This window comes from Acinetobacter sp. 25-47-122, from assembly GCF_056779695.1.
In genome coordinates this window covers 29,399-47,857 of record NZ_JBWYIJ010000018.1, presented here as the reverse complement: position 1 = coordinate 47,857, position 18,459 = coordinate 29,399, and the positions used below count along the sequence as shown (strand labels likewise).

At 39.7% G+C, this 18,459-nt stretch carries 20 protein-coding genes and 1 pseudogene; 5 read left to right on the top strand and 16 right to left on the bottom strand.

Annotated features, from left to right (window positions below):
- The 5 genes and pseudogenes from AC1M9P_RS14210 to AC1M9P_RS14190 form a co-directional block, all read right to left on the bottom strand.
- Positions 1–80, bottom strand: a pseudogene (locus tag AC1M9P_RS14210) (hypothetical protein); the annotation flags it as partial.
- A gap of 92 nt (positions 81–172) precedes the next feature.
- Positions 173–2,308 (bottom strand): elongation factor G, encoded by a 2,136-nt coding sequence (gene fusA, locus AC1M9P_RS14205; RefSeq protein ID WP_035268315.1) that lies wholly within the window; start codon positions 2,306–2,308, stop codon positions 173–175.
- Between the two features lie 131 nt (positions 2,309–2,439).
- Positions 2,440–2,910 (bottom strand): 30S ribosomal protein S7, encoded by a 471-nt coding sequence (gene rpsG, locus AC1M9P_RS14200; RefSeq protein ID WP_004648014.1) that lies wholly within the window; start codon positions 2,908–2,910, stop codon positions 2,440–2,442.
- A gap of 180 nt (positions 2,911–3,090) precedes the next feature.
- Positions 3,091–3,465: a 30S ribosomal protein S12 gene (gene rpsL, locus AC1M9P_RS14195; protein ID WP_004648013.1), complete on the bottom strand. Its 375-nt coding sequence runs from the start codon at positions 3,463–3,465 to the stop codon at positions 3,091–3,093.
- Positions 3,466–3,636: 171 nt separating this feature from the next.
- On the bottom strand, positions 3,637–5,064 hold the full coding sequence (locus AC1M9P_RS14190; protein WP_481588044.1) for an EcsC family protein: 1,428 nt from the start codon (positions 5,062–5,064) through the stop codon (positions 3,637–3,639).
- 275 nt (positions 5,065–5,339) lie between these two features.
- Between AC1M9P_RS14190 and AC1M9P_RS14185 the strand changes: the two genes are divergently transcribed.
- A complete protein-coding gene (locus tag AC1M9P_RS14185) occupies positions 5,340–6,569 on the top strand; it encodes a beta-ketoacyl synthase N-terminal-like domain-containing protein (protein ID WP_035268310.1) in 1,230 nt (409 codons plus the stop codon).
- 28 nt (positions 6,570–6,597) lie between these two features.
- Entirely contained in the window at positions 6,598–7,050 is a 453-nt protein-coding gene (locus tag AC1M9P_RS14180; protein ID WP_481588043.1) for a CopD family protein, read from the top strand.
- Between the two features lie 53 nt (positions 7,051–7,103).
- Here AC1M9P_RS14180 and AC1M9P_RS14175 read toward each other — a convergent pair whose 3' ends face one another.
- From AC1M9P_RS14175 to AC1M9P_RS14160, 4 genes are all read right to left on the bottom strand, one after another.
- The gene (locus AC1M9P_RS14175) at positions 7,104–8,525 is read right to left on the bottom strand and encodes an amino acid permease (RefSeq protein ID WP_035268305.1); all 1,422 of its coding nucleotides are present in this window, start codon (positions 8,523–8,525) and stop codon (positions 7,104–7,106) included.
- Positions 8,526–8,659: 134 nt separating this feature from the next.
- Positions 8,660–9,019 carry a RidA family protein gene (locus tag AC1M9P_RS14170; protein ID WP_035268302.1) on the bottom strand — a complete coding sequence of 120 codons (360 nt, stop codon included), beginning with the start codon at positions 9,017–9,019 and terminating at the stop codon, positions 8,660–8,662.
- 56 nt (positions 9,020–9,075) lie between these two features.
- Positions 9,076–10,179 carry an alanine racemase gene (gene alr / locus AC1M9P_RS14165; protein ID WP_481588042.1) on the bottom strand — a complete coding sequence of 368 codons (1,104 nt, stop codon included), beginning with the start codon at positions 10,177–10,179 and terminating at the stop codon, positions 9,076–9,078.
- A 46-nt stretch (positions 10,180–10,225) separates the two neighbouring features.
- Complete coding sequence (locus AC1M9P_RS14160) at positions 10,226–11,485, bottom strand: D-amino acid dehydrogenase (protein WP_481588041.1); 1,260 nt, start codon at positions 11,483–11,485, stop codon at positions 10,226–10,228.
- A 138-nt stretch (positions 11,486–11,623) separates the two neighbouring features.
- On the opposite strand from AC1M9P_RS14160, the gene AC1M9P_RS14155 reads away from it, so the two are divergent.
- Positions 11,624–12,088, top strand: coding sequence for a winged helix-turn-helix transcriptional regulator (locus AC1M9P_RS14155; protein WP_092768640.1), 465 nt, complete (start codon positions 11,624–11,626; stop codon positions 12,086–12,088).
- Between the two features lie 54 nt (positions 12,089–12,142).
- On the opposite strand, the gene AC1M9P_RS14150 is transcribed toward AC1M9P_RS14155, so the two are convergent.
- Entirely contained in the window at positions 12,143–12,790 is a 648-nt protein-coding gene (locus tag AC1M9P_RS14150) for an HAD-IA family hydrolase (protein ID WP_180000196.1), read from the bottom strand.
- 83 nt (positions 12,791–12,873) lie between these two features.
- Between AC1M9P_RS14150 and AC1M9P_RS14145 the strand changes: the two genes are divergently transcribed.
- On the top strand, positions 12,874–13,641 hold the full coding sequence (locus tag AC1M9P_RS14145) for a hydroxymethylpyrimidine/phosphomethylpyrimidine kinase (RefSeq protein WP_035268321.1): 768 nt from the start codon (positions 12,874–12,876) through the stop codon (positions 13,639–13,641).
- 33 nt (positions 13,642–13,674) lie between these two features.
- Here the strand turns inward: AC1M9P_RS14145 and AC1M9P_RS14140 are convergent, their stop codons facing one another.
- From AC1M9P_RS14140 to rpe, 5 genes are all read right to left on the bottom strand, one after another.
- Positions 13,675–14,343: a nuclease-related domain-containing protein gene (locus AC1M9P_RS14140; protein ID WP_481588040.1), complete on the bottom strand. Its 669-nt coding sequence runs from the start codon at positions 14,341–14,343 to the stop codon at positions 13,675–13,677.
- 36 nt (positions 14,344–14,379) lie between these two features.
- Positions 14,380–14,868, bottom strand: coding sequence for a methylated-DNA--[protein]-cysteine S-methyltransferase (locus AC1M9P_RS14135; RefSeq protein WP_180028722.1), 489 nt, complete (start codon positions 14,866–14,868; stop codon positions 14,380–14,382).
- A gap of 31 nt (positions 14,869–14,899) precedes the next feature.
- Positions 14,900–15,217, bottom strand: coding sequence for a quaternary ammonium compound efflux SMR transporter SugE (sugE, locus tag AC1M9P_RS14130; protein ID WP_481588039.1), 318 nt, complete (start codon positions 15,215–15,217; stop codon positions 14,900–14,902).
- Between the two features lie 54 nt (positions 15,218–15,271).
- A complete protein-coding gene (locus AC1M9P_RS14125) occupies positions 15,272–15,589 on the bottom strand; it encodes a DMT family transporter (protein ID WP_481588038.1) in 318 nt (105 codons plus the stop codon).
- A gap of 606 nt (positions 15,590–16,195) precedes the next feature.
- Positions 16,196–16,882: a ribulose-phosphate 3-epimerase gene (gene rpe, locus AC1M9P_RS14120; RefSeq protein WP_481588037.1), complete on the bottom strand. Its 687-nt coding sequence runs from the start codon at positions 16,880–16,882 to the stop codon at positions 16,196–16,198.
- A 229-nt stretch (positions 16,883–17,111) separates the two neighbouring features.
- On the opposite strand from rpe, the gene AC1M9P_RS14115 reads away from it, so the two are divergent.
- The gene (locus AC1M9P_RS14115; protein ID WP_481588036.1) at positions 17,112–17,402 is read left to right on the top strand and encodes a DUF2218 domain-containing protein; all 291 of its coding nucleotides are present in this window, start codon (positions 17,112–17,114) and stop codon (positions 17,400–17,402) included.
- A gap of 29 nt (positions 17,403–17,431) precedes the next feature.
- Here the strand turns inward: AC1M9P_RS14115 and AC1M9P_RS14110 are convergent, their stop codons facing one another.
- Complete coding sequence (locus tag AC1M9P_RS14110; RefSeq protein ID WP_481588035.1) at positions 17,432–18,457, bottom strand: M48 family metallopeptidase; 1,026 nt, start codon at positions 18,455–18,457, stop codon at positions 17,432–17,434.
- Between the last annotated feature and the right edge of the window lie 2 nt (positions 18,458–18,459).

Sequence of the window (18,459 nt, the reverse complement as noted above, 5' to 3'; positions counted from 1 at the left end):
GTTGTTTTACCATGGTCAACGTGACCGATTGTGCCCACGTTAACGTGTGGCTTATTACGTTCAAACTTAGCCTTAGCCATGAGATCTTCCTTTTTAAACTACTCATGGAGGATCACTCCATGAGCACTTGGTTTTAAACTATGAATTAGTTGGGCTTATAGTAATCGAAAGATTACTCGTCGTCACCTTTTTTACCACCAGCTTGGAACTTAGCAATGATGCCTTCAGCCACGTTACGTGGAGTTTCAGCATATTTAGCAAATTCCATAGAGTAAGTCGCACGACCTTGAGACATAGAACGCATGTGTGTTGCGTAACCGAACATCTCAGAAAGTGGAACTTCAGCACGGATTGCTTTAGTACCGCCAGGTAAATCGTCCATACCTTGAACCATACCACGACGACGGTTTAAGTCACCCATGATATCGCCCATGTAGTCTTCTGGAGTTTCTACTTCAACTTTCATGATAGGTTCAAGAAGAACAGGATCTGCTTTCATGAAACCATCACGGAATGCGTAAGAACCCGCCATTTTGAACGATAATTCGTCAGAGTCGACATCATGGTAAGAACCATCGAACAATGTCGCTTTGATGCCAACAACTGGGTAACCAGCTAGGACACCATTCTTCATACGTTCTTGAATACCTTTGTCTACAGCACCAAAGAATTCTTTAGGTACAACACCACCAACAACTTCTTCAGCGAACTCGTAGTCTTTACCAGCTTCAGGATCCATTGGCTCTAAACGTACATATACGTGACCGAATTTACCTTTACCACCAGTTTGACGAACAAACTTACCTTCTTGCTCAACAGATTTTTTAATCGTTTCGCGGTAAGCAACCATTGGTTTACCAATGTTCGCTTCAACACCGAATTCACGCTTCATACGGTCAACGATGATGTCAAGGTGAAGCTCACCCATACCAGCAATAATAGTCTGACCAGATTCTTCATCAGTACGAACGCGGAATGATGGATCTTCTTTCGCCAAGCGGCCCAAAGCAACTGACATTTTTTCTTGGTCAGCTTTAGTTTTAGGTTCAACTGCAAGTGCAATTACTGGCTCTGGGAATTCCATACGCTCCAATGTGATCACGTTGTTTTCATCACAAAGTGTATCACCTGTAGTCGTATCTTTAAGACCTACACATGCCGCGATATCGCCCGCACGAATTTCTTCGATGTCATGACGGTCATTAGCGTGCATCTGTACAATACGACCAACACGTTCACGTTTAGATTTAACAGGGTTATAAACTGCACTACCAGCTTTTAGAACACCTGAGTAAACACGAACGAATGTCAAGTTACCAACGAATTTGTCGTTCATAATTTTGAACGCAAGCGCAGCAAACGGTGCTTCATCAGACGCTTCACGAGAACCTTCTGTCTCATCTTTGTCGTCTAAGATACCTTTAATTGCTTCAACGTCAGTAGGTGCTGGTAAGAATTCAATAACAGCATCCAACATACGTTGAACACCTTTGTTTTTGAACGCTGAACCACAAAGCATTGGTTGAATTTCATTCAACAATGTACGTGCACGAAGACCACCGATGATTTCTTCTTTAGTCAAATCACCTTCTTCTAGGTACTTATCCATGAGTTCTTCTGATGCTTCTGCAGCAGCTTCAACCATGTTCGTACGCCATTCTTGAGCAAGCTCAACAAGGTCAGCAGGAATTTCACCGTATTCAAACTTCATACCTTGAGATGCTTCATCCCAGATAATCGCTTTCATTTCGATAAGGTCTACTACACCTTGGAAGTTTTCTTCTGCGCCAACAGGAATCACGATTGGCACTGGATTACCACCAAGACGTGTTTTTACTTGTTCAACAGCACGGAAGAAGTTTGCACCAGTACGGTCCATTTTGTTAACGAACGCAATACGAGGTACTTTATATTTATTTGCTTGACGCCATACAGTTTCTGACTGAGGTTGTACACCACCTACAGCACAGTAAACCATGCACGCGCCGTCAAGAACACGCATAGAACGCTCAACTTCGATCGTGAAGTCAACGTGTCCCGGTGTGTCAATTACGTTAATACGGTGTTGTTCGAACTGGTTACCCATACCTTTCCAGAAGCAAGTTACTGCTGCTGAAGTAATAGTAATACCACGTTCTTGCTCTTGTTCCATCCAGTCAGTTGTTGCTGAACCTTCGTGAGTTTCACCTAGTTTGTGGCTCTCACCTGTGTAGAACAAAATACGTTCAGAAGTCGTTGTTTTACCAGCATCAATGTGTGCTGAGATACCAATGTTACGGTAACGAGAAATTGGGGTTTGACGAGCCATGATTTCTTGCATTCCTAAATTTTGTTGTTTAAAACAGGACGCTTTAAGCTGCTGAGCAGCTTAAAGCGATTCGATGACAAATCAGTGAAACCCGACTTACCACCCTCCTGAATAGGGGCTGTTTTATCCGCTTAGAAACGGTAGTGAGAGAAGGCTTTGTTGGCTTCAGCCATACGATGCACATCTTCACGTTTCTTGATCGCTGAACCTTTACCTTCAGCTGCGTCAAGCAACTCACCAGCAAGGCGTAACGCCATAGTTTTTTCAGAACGCTTAGCAGCAGCATCTACTAACCAACGCATCGCTAAAGCAGTACGACGGGATGGGCGTACTTCCATAGGAACTTGGTATGTAGCACCACCAACACGGCGTGCTTTTACTTCGACCATAGGACGAACTTTTTCAAGAGTAGTCTCGAAAAATTCAACTGGGTCTACTTTAGATTTTTCTTGAACGCGGTCTAAAGCACCGTAAACGATACTTTCAGCAATAGATTTTTTACCATCTTGCATTACGTGGTTCATGAACTTAGCGATTGTTTGGCTGCCGAACTTAGGATCCGGAAGGATTTCACGAGCAGCGACTACGCGACGTCTTGGCATTTTAATACTACCTATAAATATGACACTTCAGGTTTATCCAGCAGCAGTACAAAGTGTCATGTACTATTCGCTGGCCTTACTACACGTCGCTTGAATTTCACAAAATTAAATGCAGAAATCAGACAAGCGAGACGATAAAGGATTGCAGTTCTATACGTTTAAGAAAATGATCTAGTTAGATTATTTCTTAGGACGCTTAGTACCGTATTTAGAACGAGACTGGTTACGATCTTTAACACCAGCACAGTCTAAAGAACCACGAACGGTATGGTAACGTACACCTGGTAAGTCTTTAACACGACCACCACGGATAAGAACAACACTGTGCTCTTGTAGGTTATGGCCTTCACCACCGATATAGCTAGATACTTCAAAACCTGAAGTTAAGCGAACACGGCAAACTTTACGCATTGCTGAGTTAGGTTTTTTAGGTGTAGTTGTGTAAACACGTGTACAAACACCACGACGTTGTGGACAAGCCTTCAACGCAGGAACTTTTGATTTTTCAATCAAAGTCGTACGACCCTTACGGATCAACTGATTTGTTGTTGCCATGTGGCAATTCTCCCGTTAATAAAAAGCCCCAAAAAATACTACTTTTTGAGGGCATGCAATTGTAAGCCAAGAAGTAAAAATGGTCAACATTCAACATGACATCAAATATTGACCATTGTGTGCTTACAACGAAATTTTCAGAATGATTTGATCAACCATTCATAACTAAATTTATTGTTTTTTCTGTGAAGTAGGTAGTGAGTTTGCTGCTTCGTCTTTCTTTTTTGAATTACGACGCTTAGGGGGCACTTTTACCTGCACAATAGGTTCGCCTTGAGGCTGGTCTTTATCAGCGTCTTGAACACTTTCATTAGAAGCCGATTCCACATGTTTTTCAGCTAAGGCCTTAAGACCATCCTCAACACTGACCACTTCTTCTTTTTCAGACTCGGTAGATTTTGCTTCAATTTTAATTGCTGAAATTGAATCATTATGAACTGCAGACTCATCAACTTGAATAGACTCTTCTCCTTCAAGTTTTTTTACAAACTCTTCAACCTCAACCACTAACTCATTATTGATTGACACTGCGGAATTCAATGCGAGTGAAGATTGCTTTAATAATTCTGTACCGCGCTCAAAGGCCTCCTGAACAGATACCTGCTCATCTGGATGTTGGAGAATGTACTTCTGTGCTCCTGAAAAAACAGCTCTAGCTTTAGTATGAGCCTCTTCCACCAAACGCCAGCTATATACTGCACCAATACCAGCACCAGCCACAGGTGCTAATTTAGATAAAATTGAAATTTGAGGAATCTGATTCAACCAATTCCATTTATAACCACCTTCAGGATTACTCAGCCAATTTTTTAAAGCCGTGAAGTCGTTACTAGAGCCCAATAGGGTTTGTAGCTGATGAGTATCTTGTGTTTCCAATAAATTTGCGACTGTTCTTAATGCCACTAAAAGTGTTTGCTTTTCCGCAATAACACCTAAATCGACTTGTTTGAATACATACTCAACGATCTCTTGCTCTTGACGATGATTAAGTTCAAAACCGTGCGCGCGCCCTTCTTGGTAAATACTACGCAACGTAAATGCCAACGAGAAAGGAATATCGATGGCCGTACCAACTACGCCTGTCGCACCAGACACTGCCCCCTGAACCGCTGCAATCAACTTATTTTGATTGGCTAATGCTTCACCGATACGATTCGCACGATCAGGGCTTGATTTAAGTTCATCCAAGCTTTTTGCACCAACTTCCTTTAATACATGCTCAACTGAACTTAACTCAGAAACAAAATCATTCAATTTATCAAAAAAATAATCTGCAACTTTGTTGTTTAAGTCCGGAGAGATAAAAGAAGCAACATTATTTAATTTACTGTAATGACGACCAAAAATTTTTTGAGAAACTTGAGGGACATGATCACGAAATAATTGTTGAGGGGTTTCGTACTTTTTTTGTTCAGTCATTTTTCTCTCATCTGAAGTTATGTCAATAATTTTTTGTGGATCAGGTTGTTGCGTCAATTTCGCAATTGATCCTGGTGCAACATGTTGTGCCAGTTCAAATCCAGTAGCACTGAGCTTTTTAGCCACTCCAAATGCTTTTAATACCAGTCCGCTAGATTGCTTATTATTAGAATTTGCCATTTACAACCCTCCTTCGCATTTATCACTTATGTTTAAAATTCTATGCGCAGTCAAGAGTTATCTCAACTTTATCGTGTTTTATTCGGTTGCAATATAGTGAACATATCTGCCAATAAGCGTTTTAACGCTGCGATATTGATTTGCCATAAGAATTTAAAATAGATTCTGATATCATGATACGAATTTTTGACAAGATCTTATGGATTTTTACATCCAATCAAATCATCGATGTGAATTTTTCCATAAAATGACTTCACCATAATAGGGAATTGTAAATGAAACGTGTTGTAATCACTGGTATGGGCATTAACTCATGCATTGGTAATACATTAGAAGATGTAAATCATGCCTTACAAAATGGTATTTCAGGCACACGTTTTAACCCAACTTATGCTGAACTTAATTTTAAAAGTCATGTTAGTGCTGCAGCAGAACAAAATTTTGACGGTATTGACCGTAAACTGAAACGCTTTATGGGTGTATGTGCGATGTATGCCTATAACGCTGCAGTCGCTGCGGTTGAAAATGCGGGTCTAACCGCTGAAGATCTTGCGGGCAATCCTCGTTATGGTATTGCGGGTGGTTCAGGCGGCAACTCTACAGCTTCTGTCGCTGAAATGATTGAACTTCTTGAAGAGAAAGGCGCACGTAAAATTGGCCCTTTCTTTGTTCCACGCAATATGTCAAATACTATTACAGCTAACGTTGGTGTGGCATTCAAATTACAAGGTATCGCTCACTCTATTACAAGTGCTTGTGCAACCTCAGCTGATGCCATTGGTTACGCATACAACCTGATTCAACTTGGCAAACAGGATCTAATGCTCGCTGGTGGTGGTGAAGAAGACCATTGGTCACAAAGTCTATTATTTGATGCAATGGGTGCTTTATGCTCAAAATATAATGACTCACCAGAAACCGCTTCTCGCCCTTACTCTGCTGATCGTGATGGTTTTGTCATTGCTGGCGGCGGTGGTTTCGTGGTACTTGAATCTCTTGAGCATGCTCAAGCGCGCGGTGCAAATATTCTTGCTGAAGTCGTTGCATATGCAGCCAACTCTGATGGTGCTGATATGGTCGCACCATCAGGTGAAGGTGCAACACGTTGCATCTTGATGGCACTTGATGAAGCAAAACAGCATGGTGTTGAAAAAATTGATTATGTAAATACACACGGCACATCTACACCAGCTGGTGATGTGACTGAATTGAAAGCAATGGAACGCGCATTCGGTGAAGGTCAAGTACCACCTTTAAGTTCAACAAAATCTATGACAGGTCATAGCTTAGGCGCTGCAGGTGTACAAGAAGCGATTTACTCTATTCTCATGATGCAGAATGACTTTATTGCACCAAATATCAACGTTACTGAGCTTGATGAAGGTGCAAAACCATTTGATATCGTACTTGAAAAACGCGATACAAAACTGAATACTGTAATGAGTAACAGTTTTGGTTTCGGCGGCGTAAATGCCTGCCTCATTTTCAAGAAATGGGAAGGCTAATTTAATTCCGCCCATAATGGGTGATTAGATGGATGCTCCTTCAGATGCTTTCCTATGGGTAAAAGCATTACATATTATTGCTGTGGTATGTTGGTTCGCTGCTTTGTTCTATCTACCACGGCTTTATGTTTATCATGCGATGAGTGACGATGCCATAAGTCATCAACGCTTTGAAGTCATGGAACGTAAGCTTTATCGTGGCATTATGTGGCCTGCGATGATCGCAACATTGATCACTGCACATTTTTTAGTGGACTGGGGTGATGCAACTCGACATTATCATGAAGCTTTATGGTTTTATTTAAAAGTTGGTTTAGTCGGATTACTGGTCATATACCACCTAGTGTGTGGATATTACCGTAAAAAACTCATTGATAATGCACACTATAAAAGTCATAAGTTCTGGCGCTATTTCAACGAAATGCCCACATTGATCTTATTCGCAGTTGTAATTTTAGTTGTGGTCAAACCTACATTCTAACTAAAGAATATAAAAAAACCTCCATTCGTGGAGGTTTTTTCTTTCTCTAAAAATTAATTATGGTTACGCTTACGCATACGTGGTTTATAAAGAACACGGTATGTTACAGCCAACAGAATTAACCAGATTGGGCTAATCATCAAAGCTTTAAGCGTGTCTGGCTCTAAACTTAAAATGATTAATGCAAATAGCAAAAATGCCAATACAACGTATGACATTGCCACTCCACCCGGCATTTTAAAATTCGACTTTTCATGTAGCTCAGGTCGCAATTTACGGTAGCGTATATAGCACACCATGATAATCGCCCAAATACTAATGAAAAGAATCACACACAGCGAACTTGCTAATGTAAAAGCTTCCATCGTATTTGGCACAAAATACTGAAATGCTGCACCGGCCATAATAAATGTACATGAAAAGATTAATCCCTTAGCAGGTACGGCACGACTTGAAAGTTCTGCTAGCTTTTGAGGGGCTTGGCCGTCACGGGCCAATCCAAATAACATTCGACTGGTAGAAAAGACACCACTGTTCATGGAAGACATCACAGAAGACAAAACCACTAGGTTCATAATCACAGCAGCTGAACCAATACCCGCAAATAAGAATAATGTGACAAATGGACTTTGATCTGCTGGGATATTGATCCAAGGTGTCACAGACATAATCATGATCAACGAAAGCACATAGAAAATAATAATACGTGTCGGAATAGCATTAACCGCTTTTGGTAAATTTTTTTCAGGATCTTTGGTTTCCGCAGCCATCGTCCCGAGTAACTCTACACCAACAAAGGCAAACATTGCGATTTGAAAGCCTGCCAAAAAGCCCATGGATCCTTTCGGGAACATTCCACCATGAGACCAAATGTTACTGAAGCTTGCAACAGCACCACTTGGTGACTGAAAACTCGTAAACACCATGAAGGCACCAACCAAGATCAATCCAATAATGGCTAGAATTTTGATTAATGCAAACCAAAACTCAATTTCACCAAAAAGTTTTACAGTGACTAAGTTAATTGCGAGTATGAATAAGACACATCCTGCACTAATCGCTGCTTGCCCCATTGGGGTAAACATTTGATCTGGAGGTAACCAAAAACTGAGATAATTGATAATTGCTGCTAAATCAGCAATACCGACCAAAATCCATCCCAGCCAATAGGACCAACCAATATAATACCCTGCACCTGGTCCAATGAGATCATGTGCCATATCAATAAATGATTTGTAGTGCAGATTAGATAAAAGAATTTCACCAAGGGCACGCATCAAGAAAAAAAACATAGCACCAATAATCATATAAATGATGATGATTGAAGGTCCTGCAAGTGAAATCGTTTTTCCTGAGCCCATAAACAACCCTGTACCAATCGCTCCACCGATGGCGATGAGTTGTAAATGTCGATTTGAAAGCTTACGCTGTAATTCATTGGGAGATGATTGTTCATCAATATTTGTGGTTGTCATTATTCAACATCCTTTTACACCATCTAATCTAATCGATCAGCCTAAATTCCGCTTCAAACTGAGATTCGAGAGATTTTGTTATTATGAGAGGAGCCATAAATGACTCTTCCTCGTGAAGTCTTACTTATATTCAGTTATTTCAATGCAGCAATCACTGCGATTTCAATTAACCATTCTGGATTAACGAGGTCAGCCTGAATGGTTGCTCGTGATGGTGGTATTGAATCCTCCATCCATTCAATCCAAATTTGATTGAAGATTTGAAAATCTTCCAAATTCTTCACGAAAACTTGTGCTGACAATAAACGAGATTTATCTGTGCCTACTTGAGCCAAAAGAGCGTCGATCGTATTCAGCACATCTTTCGTTTGTAAGGCGATATCAGGCGTCGTAATCTTAGGTACTTGACCAGAAAGATAAGCCACTTGATTAAAGACTGTAACTGCACTCATCACGCCATTACTATTGAATTTTTGAATATCCTGATTTTGCATATTAATTCCTTGATTACTCAGTATCGATCCTAGTGTTGATCGTTGAATTTTTAACATTAAATTTCTAGAACAAATGGAACCCGCGTCGTTACGCCACACATTAACTCATATCCCACAGTACTCGCTCCTGCAGCGACCTCATCAATCGGTAACAAACTTCCGTACTTTGAGACGCCCCACAGTACGACTTCACTGCCAATTTTTGCATCTTCAATATGCGTGATATCAACAGCTAGCATGTCCATACTTACACGACCAATCAAAGAAGTTTTTTTTCCATTCACAAGCACTGTTGTGCCAGATTGAGTAATCCGTTGATATCCATCTGCATATCCACAAGCGACAATGCCAATTTTCATAGCTTGTTCTGCAAAAAATGTCGATCCATAGCCAATACTTTGCTGAGGATTAATTTCTTGAATTGCAATCAATTCACTTCTTAAAGACATTGTTGGTTTTAAGTCCCAATCTTGAATAGTATGGGTTGGATAATCCGGTGAACTCCCATACAACATAATGCCACTACGTACAATGTTAGAGTGGACATGATTGGCATGTCTAAGAATGGCTGCGCTATTACTTAGTGAACAAGGACCACCTAAAACGCTGACGATTTGATTGAATACTGAAATTTGATAGTCAACCCCAACGTTATTCAAGCGCTCGCCATCAGCATCAGAAAAATGTGTCATGTGAGTGATTGATGCCACTTGCGGCAATTCAGTTAACAGACTCCAAATTTCAGGGTAACGTTGAGGTTGGAATCCTAAACGGTTCATGCCACTGTTCATTTTCAAAAAAATATTAAAATGAGCATCAAGACTAAACCGCTTAATCCATTCGACTTGAATCTCGTTATGAACGGTAAATTGAAGATCTAAATCGTGACACAACTGTAAGTCTGCTTCTTGAAAGATACCTTCCAAAAGCAAAATTGGGCCTTTCCAACCTAAATCTCGAACTCGTTGTGCTTCACTCAGCTCTAGAAGTGCAATTCCATCTGCATCCACTAAGGCTGAATAAATGCGCTCGATCCCATGACCATAAGCATTAGCTTTAACAACAGCAAAAACTTGGGCATTCGGTACATGTTGCTTAGCAACTTTCAAATTATGCTTGATCGCGTTTAAGTGAATAACAGCCTGTATTGGGCGAGACATATTCCTTGTCCTATGATTTATTTTTTAATAGCAAACCACGCAGCCTTTAGGCTGCGTGGTTATAACGTTGAATTGAAAGTCCATCGGTACTAATCTCTGGAGTCCGATTCAGCACTAAATCACTAATCAGCTTTCCAGAACCACATGCCATAGTCCAACCGAGCGTGCCATGTCCAGTATTTAAAAATAGATTCTTATATTTCGTCGCACCGATAATAGGCGTACTGTCTGGCGTCATTGGTCGTAGTCCCGTCCAGAAGCTGGCTTGTGCCATATCTCCACCTGGGAACAAATCACGCGTTACCATCTCTAAGGTGCCACGGCGATCCTCATTTAACTCTTTATTAAAACCACTTAACTCAGCCATCCCACCAACACGAATTCGTTGATCAAAACGAGTTATTGCAATCTTGTAGGTTTCATCTAAGACCGTTGATTGAGGGGCATATTGCGCATCCACGATAGGTATAGTTAATGAATATCCCTTTACTGGATAAATGGGCAAATCTAGACCTAATGGTTTAATAAAATCTCGTGAATAGCTACCGAAGGCAAGTACATAACGATCTGCTGTAAGTACCTGACCGTCGACAACAACGCCTTTGATTTCGTCACCTTCAACTACGAGTTTTTCAACATTTTGATTAAATTTAAACTCAACACCAATACCTTTTGCATATTCAGCAAGCGCGTTGGTAAAGATATAGCAATCCCCAGTCTCATCATTTGGAAGATGTAAACCACCGACTAATTTGTCTTTAACTTCCGCTAATGCAGGTTCAACTCGACCTAGACCTTCACGATCTAATAACTCAAATCCGACACCTGTTTCTTTTAAAACTTCAATGTCTCGTTGAACTGCGTCTAATTGCGCATCCTTACGAAAAATTTGTAATGTTCCTTTTGAACGATTCTCATAAGATATGCCAATATTTTCGCGTAGTTCTCTTAAACAATCTCGACTGTATTCAGCAACACGTACCATACGCTCTTTATTGATGGCGTAATGTGCCGCATTGCAGTTCTTCAACATTTGAGCCATCCATTTCAGCTGCCACAAGCTTCCATCAACGTTAATTGCTAATGGTGCATGATGTTGAAACATCCATTTAACCGCTTTAAATGGAATTCCTGGTGCAGCCCATGGTGTAGAATATCCAGGAGAAATCTGTCCTGCATTGCCAAAACTCGTTTCTTCGGCAGGACCTGATTGACGATCTAATACAGTGACGCTTGCTCCTTGTTGCGCTAGGTAATACGCACTTGCAACACCAATGACACCACTACCTAATACAATAACGCGCATGAACTATCCCTCAGCACTGTGTAGTTTATTTCACTAGTATATTTTTGCTTTAATAGTTTTTTTCACTCTTTTAAACGTTATAATTTAGGTAATTTAAGGGTTTTATCCTAAAAAAATTAAAAAATAAGGAAATTATTCATGCGGAAATTAGATCGCACTGATCGTATGATTTTAGATATTCTACAAAAGGACGGTCGTATCGCCATTAGTGAACTGGCTGCTAAAGTCAATCTTTCTACAACCCCTTGCTCGGAAAGAGTCAAAAGACTAGAACGAGATGGCATTATTATGGGCTATTACGCCCGCTTAAATCCGGAGTTATTGGAGCGTAATTTACTCGTCTTTCTAGAAATTAAATTATCGGCGAAATCTGGAGATGTTTTTGATCAAGTCGCCAAGAATTTAGTTGAGATACCTGAGGTATTAGAGTGTCATTTAATTTCAGGTGAATTCGATTACTTGGTGAAAGCGAGACTAAAAGAAATGAGTGCTTATCGCCAACTACTGGGTGACCTGCTTAAAATGCTTCCCTCCTCTGCATCCTCCCATAGTTACATCGTGATGGAAGAGGTCAAAGAATCCTTGTATTTGGATCTAAGCTAAGCTACGAAGAGCAATCTCTTTTGAATTGCTCTTTAGCTCGAATGTCGGCTTAGATTAATCAACGTAATTTAAAATTTGATGGAAAGCTTGAATTCTGGCTTTGGGTGCAGCAGCGGCTAACTCTGCATCACTGCCATAACCGTATTCCACTGCAATCGTTTCAATTCCATTTTTTCGAGCACCGATAATGTCATGCTCTCGGTCCCCTACCATCAAACAGGTTTCTGGCTTAATTTTTTCTTGCTCTAAAATATATGCAATAAGTTCAGCTTTATTGGTGCGGTCACCATTTAACTCACTGCCATAGGCATAATCAAAATACGGTGTGAGATTGAAATGTTCAAGAATTTGCTGAGCATACACTTCAGGCTTCGCAGTAGCTAAAAACAATCTGTAACCTTTATTCTTAAGTGTTGCCAATGTCTCCGCTACATCTTCAAATAATAAATTTTCAAATAAACCTTTTACAGCAAAGCGCTCACGATAACCAAGTAAAGCCTGTTCCGCCAAATCATCATTCACATCAACCTTCAAAATTTTGGCCAACGAGGCTTTTAAAGGTGGTCCAATAATCCAATCAATATTCTCATCCTCCGCGATAAGATGACCTACTTTTTCTAAACCATAGCGTGCAGAAGTCGTAATACCCACTTTAGGATCAGTTAGCGTTCCATCTAAATCAATGAGAATATTTTTAATCATGCTGTACCTTTTTTAGAAATGCTATCGAGACTTCTCAGAAACTTGCCTATACTACTCCAAATTGATCGATGAAGGACATTGTTGTGCGCCCTACTGTATTGTGCTTTTCTGGTTTAGATCCATCTGGTGGTGCTGGCTTACAAGCAGATATTGAAGCGATCGGCCAAAGTGGTGCTCATGCAGCAATCGCATGTACAGCGTTAACCATTCAAAACTCTCAACAAGTTTTTGGATTTGAAGCAACCTCAAAAGATTTACTGCTGGCTCAAGCGAATGCTGTAGTGAATGATCTTCCTATCAAAGTAGTGAAATCTGGCATGCTCGGTACTACCGACAATATCGCCGCTTTGGCAGAATTCCTAAGAGCACATCCTGATTTTCAATACGTACTCGATCCAGTTTTGGTTGCCAATAGTGGTGGCTCATTAGGAAATCAAGCAACATTGGTCAAGGCTTTTGTTGAATTGATTCCTCTTGCTACGATTCTTACACCCAATACCGTTGAACTTCGCGCATTAACAGGCTGTGAAGATTTAGATCAAGCCACACAGAAGCTATTTGAAATGGGTGCTAAAGCGGTATTAGTCAAAGGTGGTCACGAAGACACACCGACTTATATTAGAAATGCACTCTACATTAATGGTGATATGGTCTCTGAAACAAAATGTCCTCGTCTTGAAGGTGAGTATCATGGTTCAGGCTGTTCTCTTGCAAGTTTTATTGCAGGAAGGTTGGCACAAGGTGATCAAATTAAAAATGCAGTTCACCATGCGGAAACATGGCTATTTGGTGTATTAAAACGTGCTGAAATCCCAGTTGAAGGTGGCCAAAGAATTCCAAAACGCTTCTAAATAAAAAGCCCACTGACTGTGGGTTTTTTTTTATTAATCTTTTAGTCTTTCTTTGACTGATCGGATATGTTCTCTATTGGTTTTCCACGATTTTTGAAGCGCTGCTTTTTCAATACGATATTTAATTCTCTGTAGTCTACGATCATCAATCACTTTCATTTGGTAGCTTTTAACTTCTTCAATCCAACTTTTACCCCAATGAACATGTACAGGAATTGGTGTTTTAAACTCACAATTAGGCACGAAAACTATTAACCCATGTATCGACAGATTTGAATCGATTAAATCTTTTAACAATCCCTCTAAAACCTTTATATGCTTGTAGTTTTGGTGCAATGGATTTTGAAATTTATGGCTAGATTTATAAATTTTTTGAGTCCACATTTTTTGATGTGATGAGCCAAAAATCCAACCTTTATAGTTTTTGGTCTCAATCACAAATATTCCATAAGGACTCAATAAAATATGGTCAATCTGTGTGGTCTGATTGTCCTGATCCAAAAATGTTAGATCATTCAGTAAAATATAGTCCTCATTCAAAAAATTTTTTGCATGATATTGGACAATGTATTCACCCAATTTTCCTTTGATATAAGGTACAAACATTTTGAATACAGGGATGATTGCTAGAATGAAGATCAACCACCATAACTGCGATATGAGATTAAAAACAATTGTAATTATAGGATTTTCATTAGACATAATTTTTGTATTTCATATGTTTATGCTGTTATAACATCACCACTTATCATCTTCAAGCTGCAGCAGCTTAAGCTTATTTTCCACACCTCCTGAAAATCCGACCAGCTTGCCATTGACACCTATTACACGATGACAAGGTACAATGATCGCGATAGGATTTTTCCCATTGGCCAAGCCTACCGCTCGAACCGCTTTTACATTCCCAACATCCTCAGCAATTTGCTTATACGTTCTAGACTCTCCAAAAGGAATTTTTAACAGCGCATTCCATACCGAGCGTTGGAATTCTGTCCCATAAAGTTCTATAGGCAAATCAAATACCTGACGTTGTTTTAAAAAATATTCGCGAAGCTGTGTTTCGGCAATGCATAAAATCTCGTGATCATCCCGCTGAATTACGATTTGATTTCGGATAAACTGAGGAAGTGCATTCTCCCAAGCGACAACAATCAATGCTCGATCATGAGCAACCAATTGAAGTTCACCGACAGGTGTCATTATTTTTTTTAAATAAAATTGAGTCATTTTTTAATCGCCTGAAAGTTGAATCATCTAACTATGTTGATGATAACTTCATCAAGACCAAACCCGAAATAATCAATACTGCAGCGATCATTCTCATTGCATTTGCAGGTTCTCCAAGAATAAAAATCCCAACCACAAATGAACCTACAGCGCCTATGCCTGTCCATACGGTATAAGCTGTCCCGAGTGGCAAAGTTTTCATCGCATAGGAAAGTAAAGCAAAACTTGCGATCATGAAAACGATCGTCAAAATACTGGGTGTCAATTTGGTGAATCCATCTGAAACTTTCATAAAATAGGCCCAGACCACTTCCAACAACCCTGCAACAATCAAGACTAACCAAGCCAAAATAAACCCTCTCTCAATTAAAAAAAGCAGCGTATGGATACGCTGCCTTAAATCTTACGCTGAAGCTAATTTCATCATGACTAAACCTGAAATAATCAGAATAGCCGCAATCATCCGCATTGCTGTCGCAGGCTCACCCAGAATAAAAATGCCGACTAAAAAAGACCCTACTGCACCAATCCCCGTCCAAATCGTATAGGCAGTTCCCAGAGGGAATGTTTTCATGGCATGTGCCAACAACCCAAAACTGAGAACCATAAAAAATAGAGTAATTGCAGTCGGTGTGAATTTAGTAAATCCTTCAGACATTTTCATACTATATGCCCAAACGATCTCAAATAAACCCGCGAGAATAAGAATAAACCAAGCCATGATGCCTGCTCCCAATTAAAATAATTTAAGAGTCAGGCCGTCCTGACGATTTTTCTCAGAGAAATGAGGGAGGTCGTTCCTCCAAATGATGGTTGAATTATATCAACACACGCACAAAATAGGCGCAATTTTACAATTTTTGACCCAAAATACACCTACAAAAAATAGGTCATTATCGGACTAGCTTTTCTAGATTATTTCTGCATTTTTAGGCTATTGCATTACAAAGGCGATCGCTATTGGCAGATAGAAGACTAAATCCGCACTAAATTAAAACACTTTACTGCACTATAGAATCACTGGTCTGGGATGTTTAAATTGATTTTTTATCTCGCTCTTTTAAGACTTATTCACGAAGATAAGCCAAATAATGAGCAACGAAAATTTCTCCCCCAAACAATACAACAGAAAAGATAAGAAGATCCATTTTTTGTAAAAAAGGACTCAAATGAGTCCTTTTTATACATTTATTGTCTAATAAACAAACCATTGAACTAAATATGATTATAATCTAATCAAATTATCCAGACTGTTATCAACATAGATATCCACCACGTTATCCATAGACTTATCCACAGATGTGTGTAGTGTTATACATGTTTCGGATCAAACGTTAATTGAACCTACTTTCGCCAACTCTGCACGCATTTCATCAATTACAGCTTTATAATCTGGCTTTCCAAAAATGGCAGAACCAGCTACAAACATATCTGCACCAGCTTCAGCGATTTCACGAATATTTGCTGGACCAACACCACCATCAACTTCTAAGCGAATATCTTTACCAGATGCATCAATAATTTTGCGTGCTTTACGAAGTTTATCTAGCGTCATTGGGATAAATTTTTGTCCACCGAAGCCAGGGTTGACGCTCATTAATAAGACTTGATCCACTTTATCCAGTACATAATCAAGGTAATGTAAAGGCGTTGCAGGGTTAAAAACTAAACCTGCTTTAGCACCACCAGCTTTAATCAGCTGCAATGAACGGTCGATATGGTCTGATGCTTCTGGATGAAAAGTGATGATATCTGCACCCGCATCTAAGAAATCTCCGATCATACGATCGACTGGTTTCACCATAAGATGAACGTCAATTGGGGCCTGAATACCATATTTTTTAAGTGCCTTACATACACCAGCACCAAAAGTTAAATTTGGTACATAATGATTATCCATTACATCGAAATGGACCACATCTGCACCTGCTTCAAGTACGTTTTCGACTTCTTCACCTAAGCGAGCGAAATCAGCAGATAAAATCGATGGAGCAATTAAGAATGGCTTGGACATGTCAGGACCTGGCGGGAAATTAGAATTCAAAAGTTGATTATAGCAAAACTTCGTTTATTCATTCCTTCGAAATTACTGCTATTTAAATTTCAACTCAAAATGCTAATCGTTGATAAAAAAATCTTCAAGGACGGAATATGACTTATGCAAAGCTATGTTGCATATTCGGAACAACCTTATGGTGAGATGAATGTTAAGATACAATAAATTTCAAGCATTACGGTAAATAATGAAAACAACCACAACGATAGACAGCTCCGAAGCATTACGTATCGCTAAACGATTAAGCAATCATTGGAAACATAAATTTGATGTCGCCAATACCGATGACCAATATCAAATTTTTATGCCAAAAGTGACAGTTGAATTATCAATACAACCTGATCAACTTCATGTCAGTATTGTGAATAAAGAAGAAATATCTTTAGAAGAATTAATACGACTAGAAAATGTCGTGCTTGATCATATCAATCGCATGGTTCAAGCTGACTATCAAGTTATATGGTCTAGAGAAAGTTAAAGAAAAACCGACATAAAGTCGGCTTTTCATTATTGTTGCTGTTTAAATTCAGTAACACGGCGAATTCGTTCTTCAGTGGCAGGATGACTTGCAAAGAGATCAAGAATTTTTGATTGATCTTCGTCTTCTCCCATATCATCACTCATACGTTTTAAAAAGTTTGCAAAATGCACTGTATCCATTTCATGTTTATGCATGAGTTCTAGCGCATACTGATCTGATTCTAACTCAAACTTCCGTGAATATCCTGCACCAATCATGGCAACTGGCAAAGTCGCAATTAAATCCGATCCATCACCAGTGATAGCAATATAAAGTACGCTGAATCCTAGGCTCGAAAGACCTTGTTGTAAGCTGTGACGTTTTAATAAATGTGCTTGTTCATGTGCCAAAACGCCGATAATTTCCTGATCATTCTTGGCAAGCTTCACTAATTCATCGGTGAGATAAATTGTATTGTTTGGCAATGCGAGTGCATTGGCTCCAAGCGAGGTACCTTCCCTAAATTTCAACTGAGCGGGACGACCCTCAGCAACATATTTCAGATAATCCGCGAGAATCCGATCCTGTCTTTGCTGTGATAACTGAGAAGGTTTAGTGTATTCGGCTAAATAAACTTCTGCCTGACCACCCAAACGATTCAGCGTATTTTCTGGCAGCTGGAAAGCAACAATGTGCGATGCCGTCGGTATTCCCCATTTAATGACGGAGAAACCAAGTGCGACCACGAAAATAACACTAAAAATAATCAACGATGGTGTACGTTCAAGTTTCCATACTTTTTGATGAAAATTTTTATGCTCAACAGGCAACCATTCAGGAAGCTGACGCTCATGAAATTCAATCCTAGCGTCATGTGTTAACTCTAAAGCTGGATTACGTCGACCAATTTTACCAAGCAATACCATTTCATCTGCATGATAGTAGACTGTTTTCACTTCGCCTTTATCTGTATAACTGACAGCGATACTGTCTTGATTAGCAGGGCGAATCTGTGCTGTAAAAGGCTTAGAAAGAACACCATCATAATATGTCACTGTGAGAGGTTGATTCATTG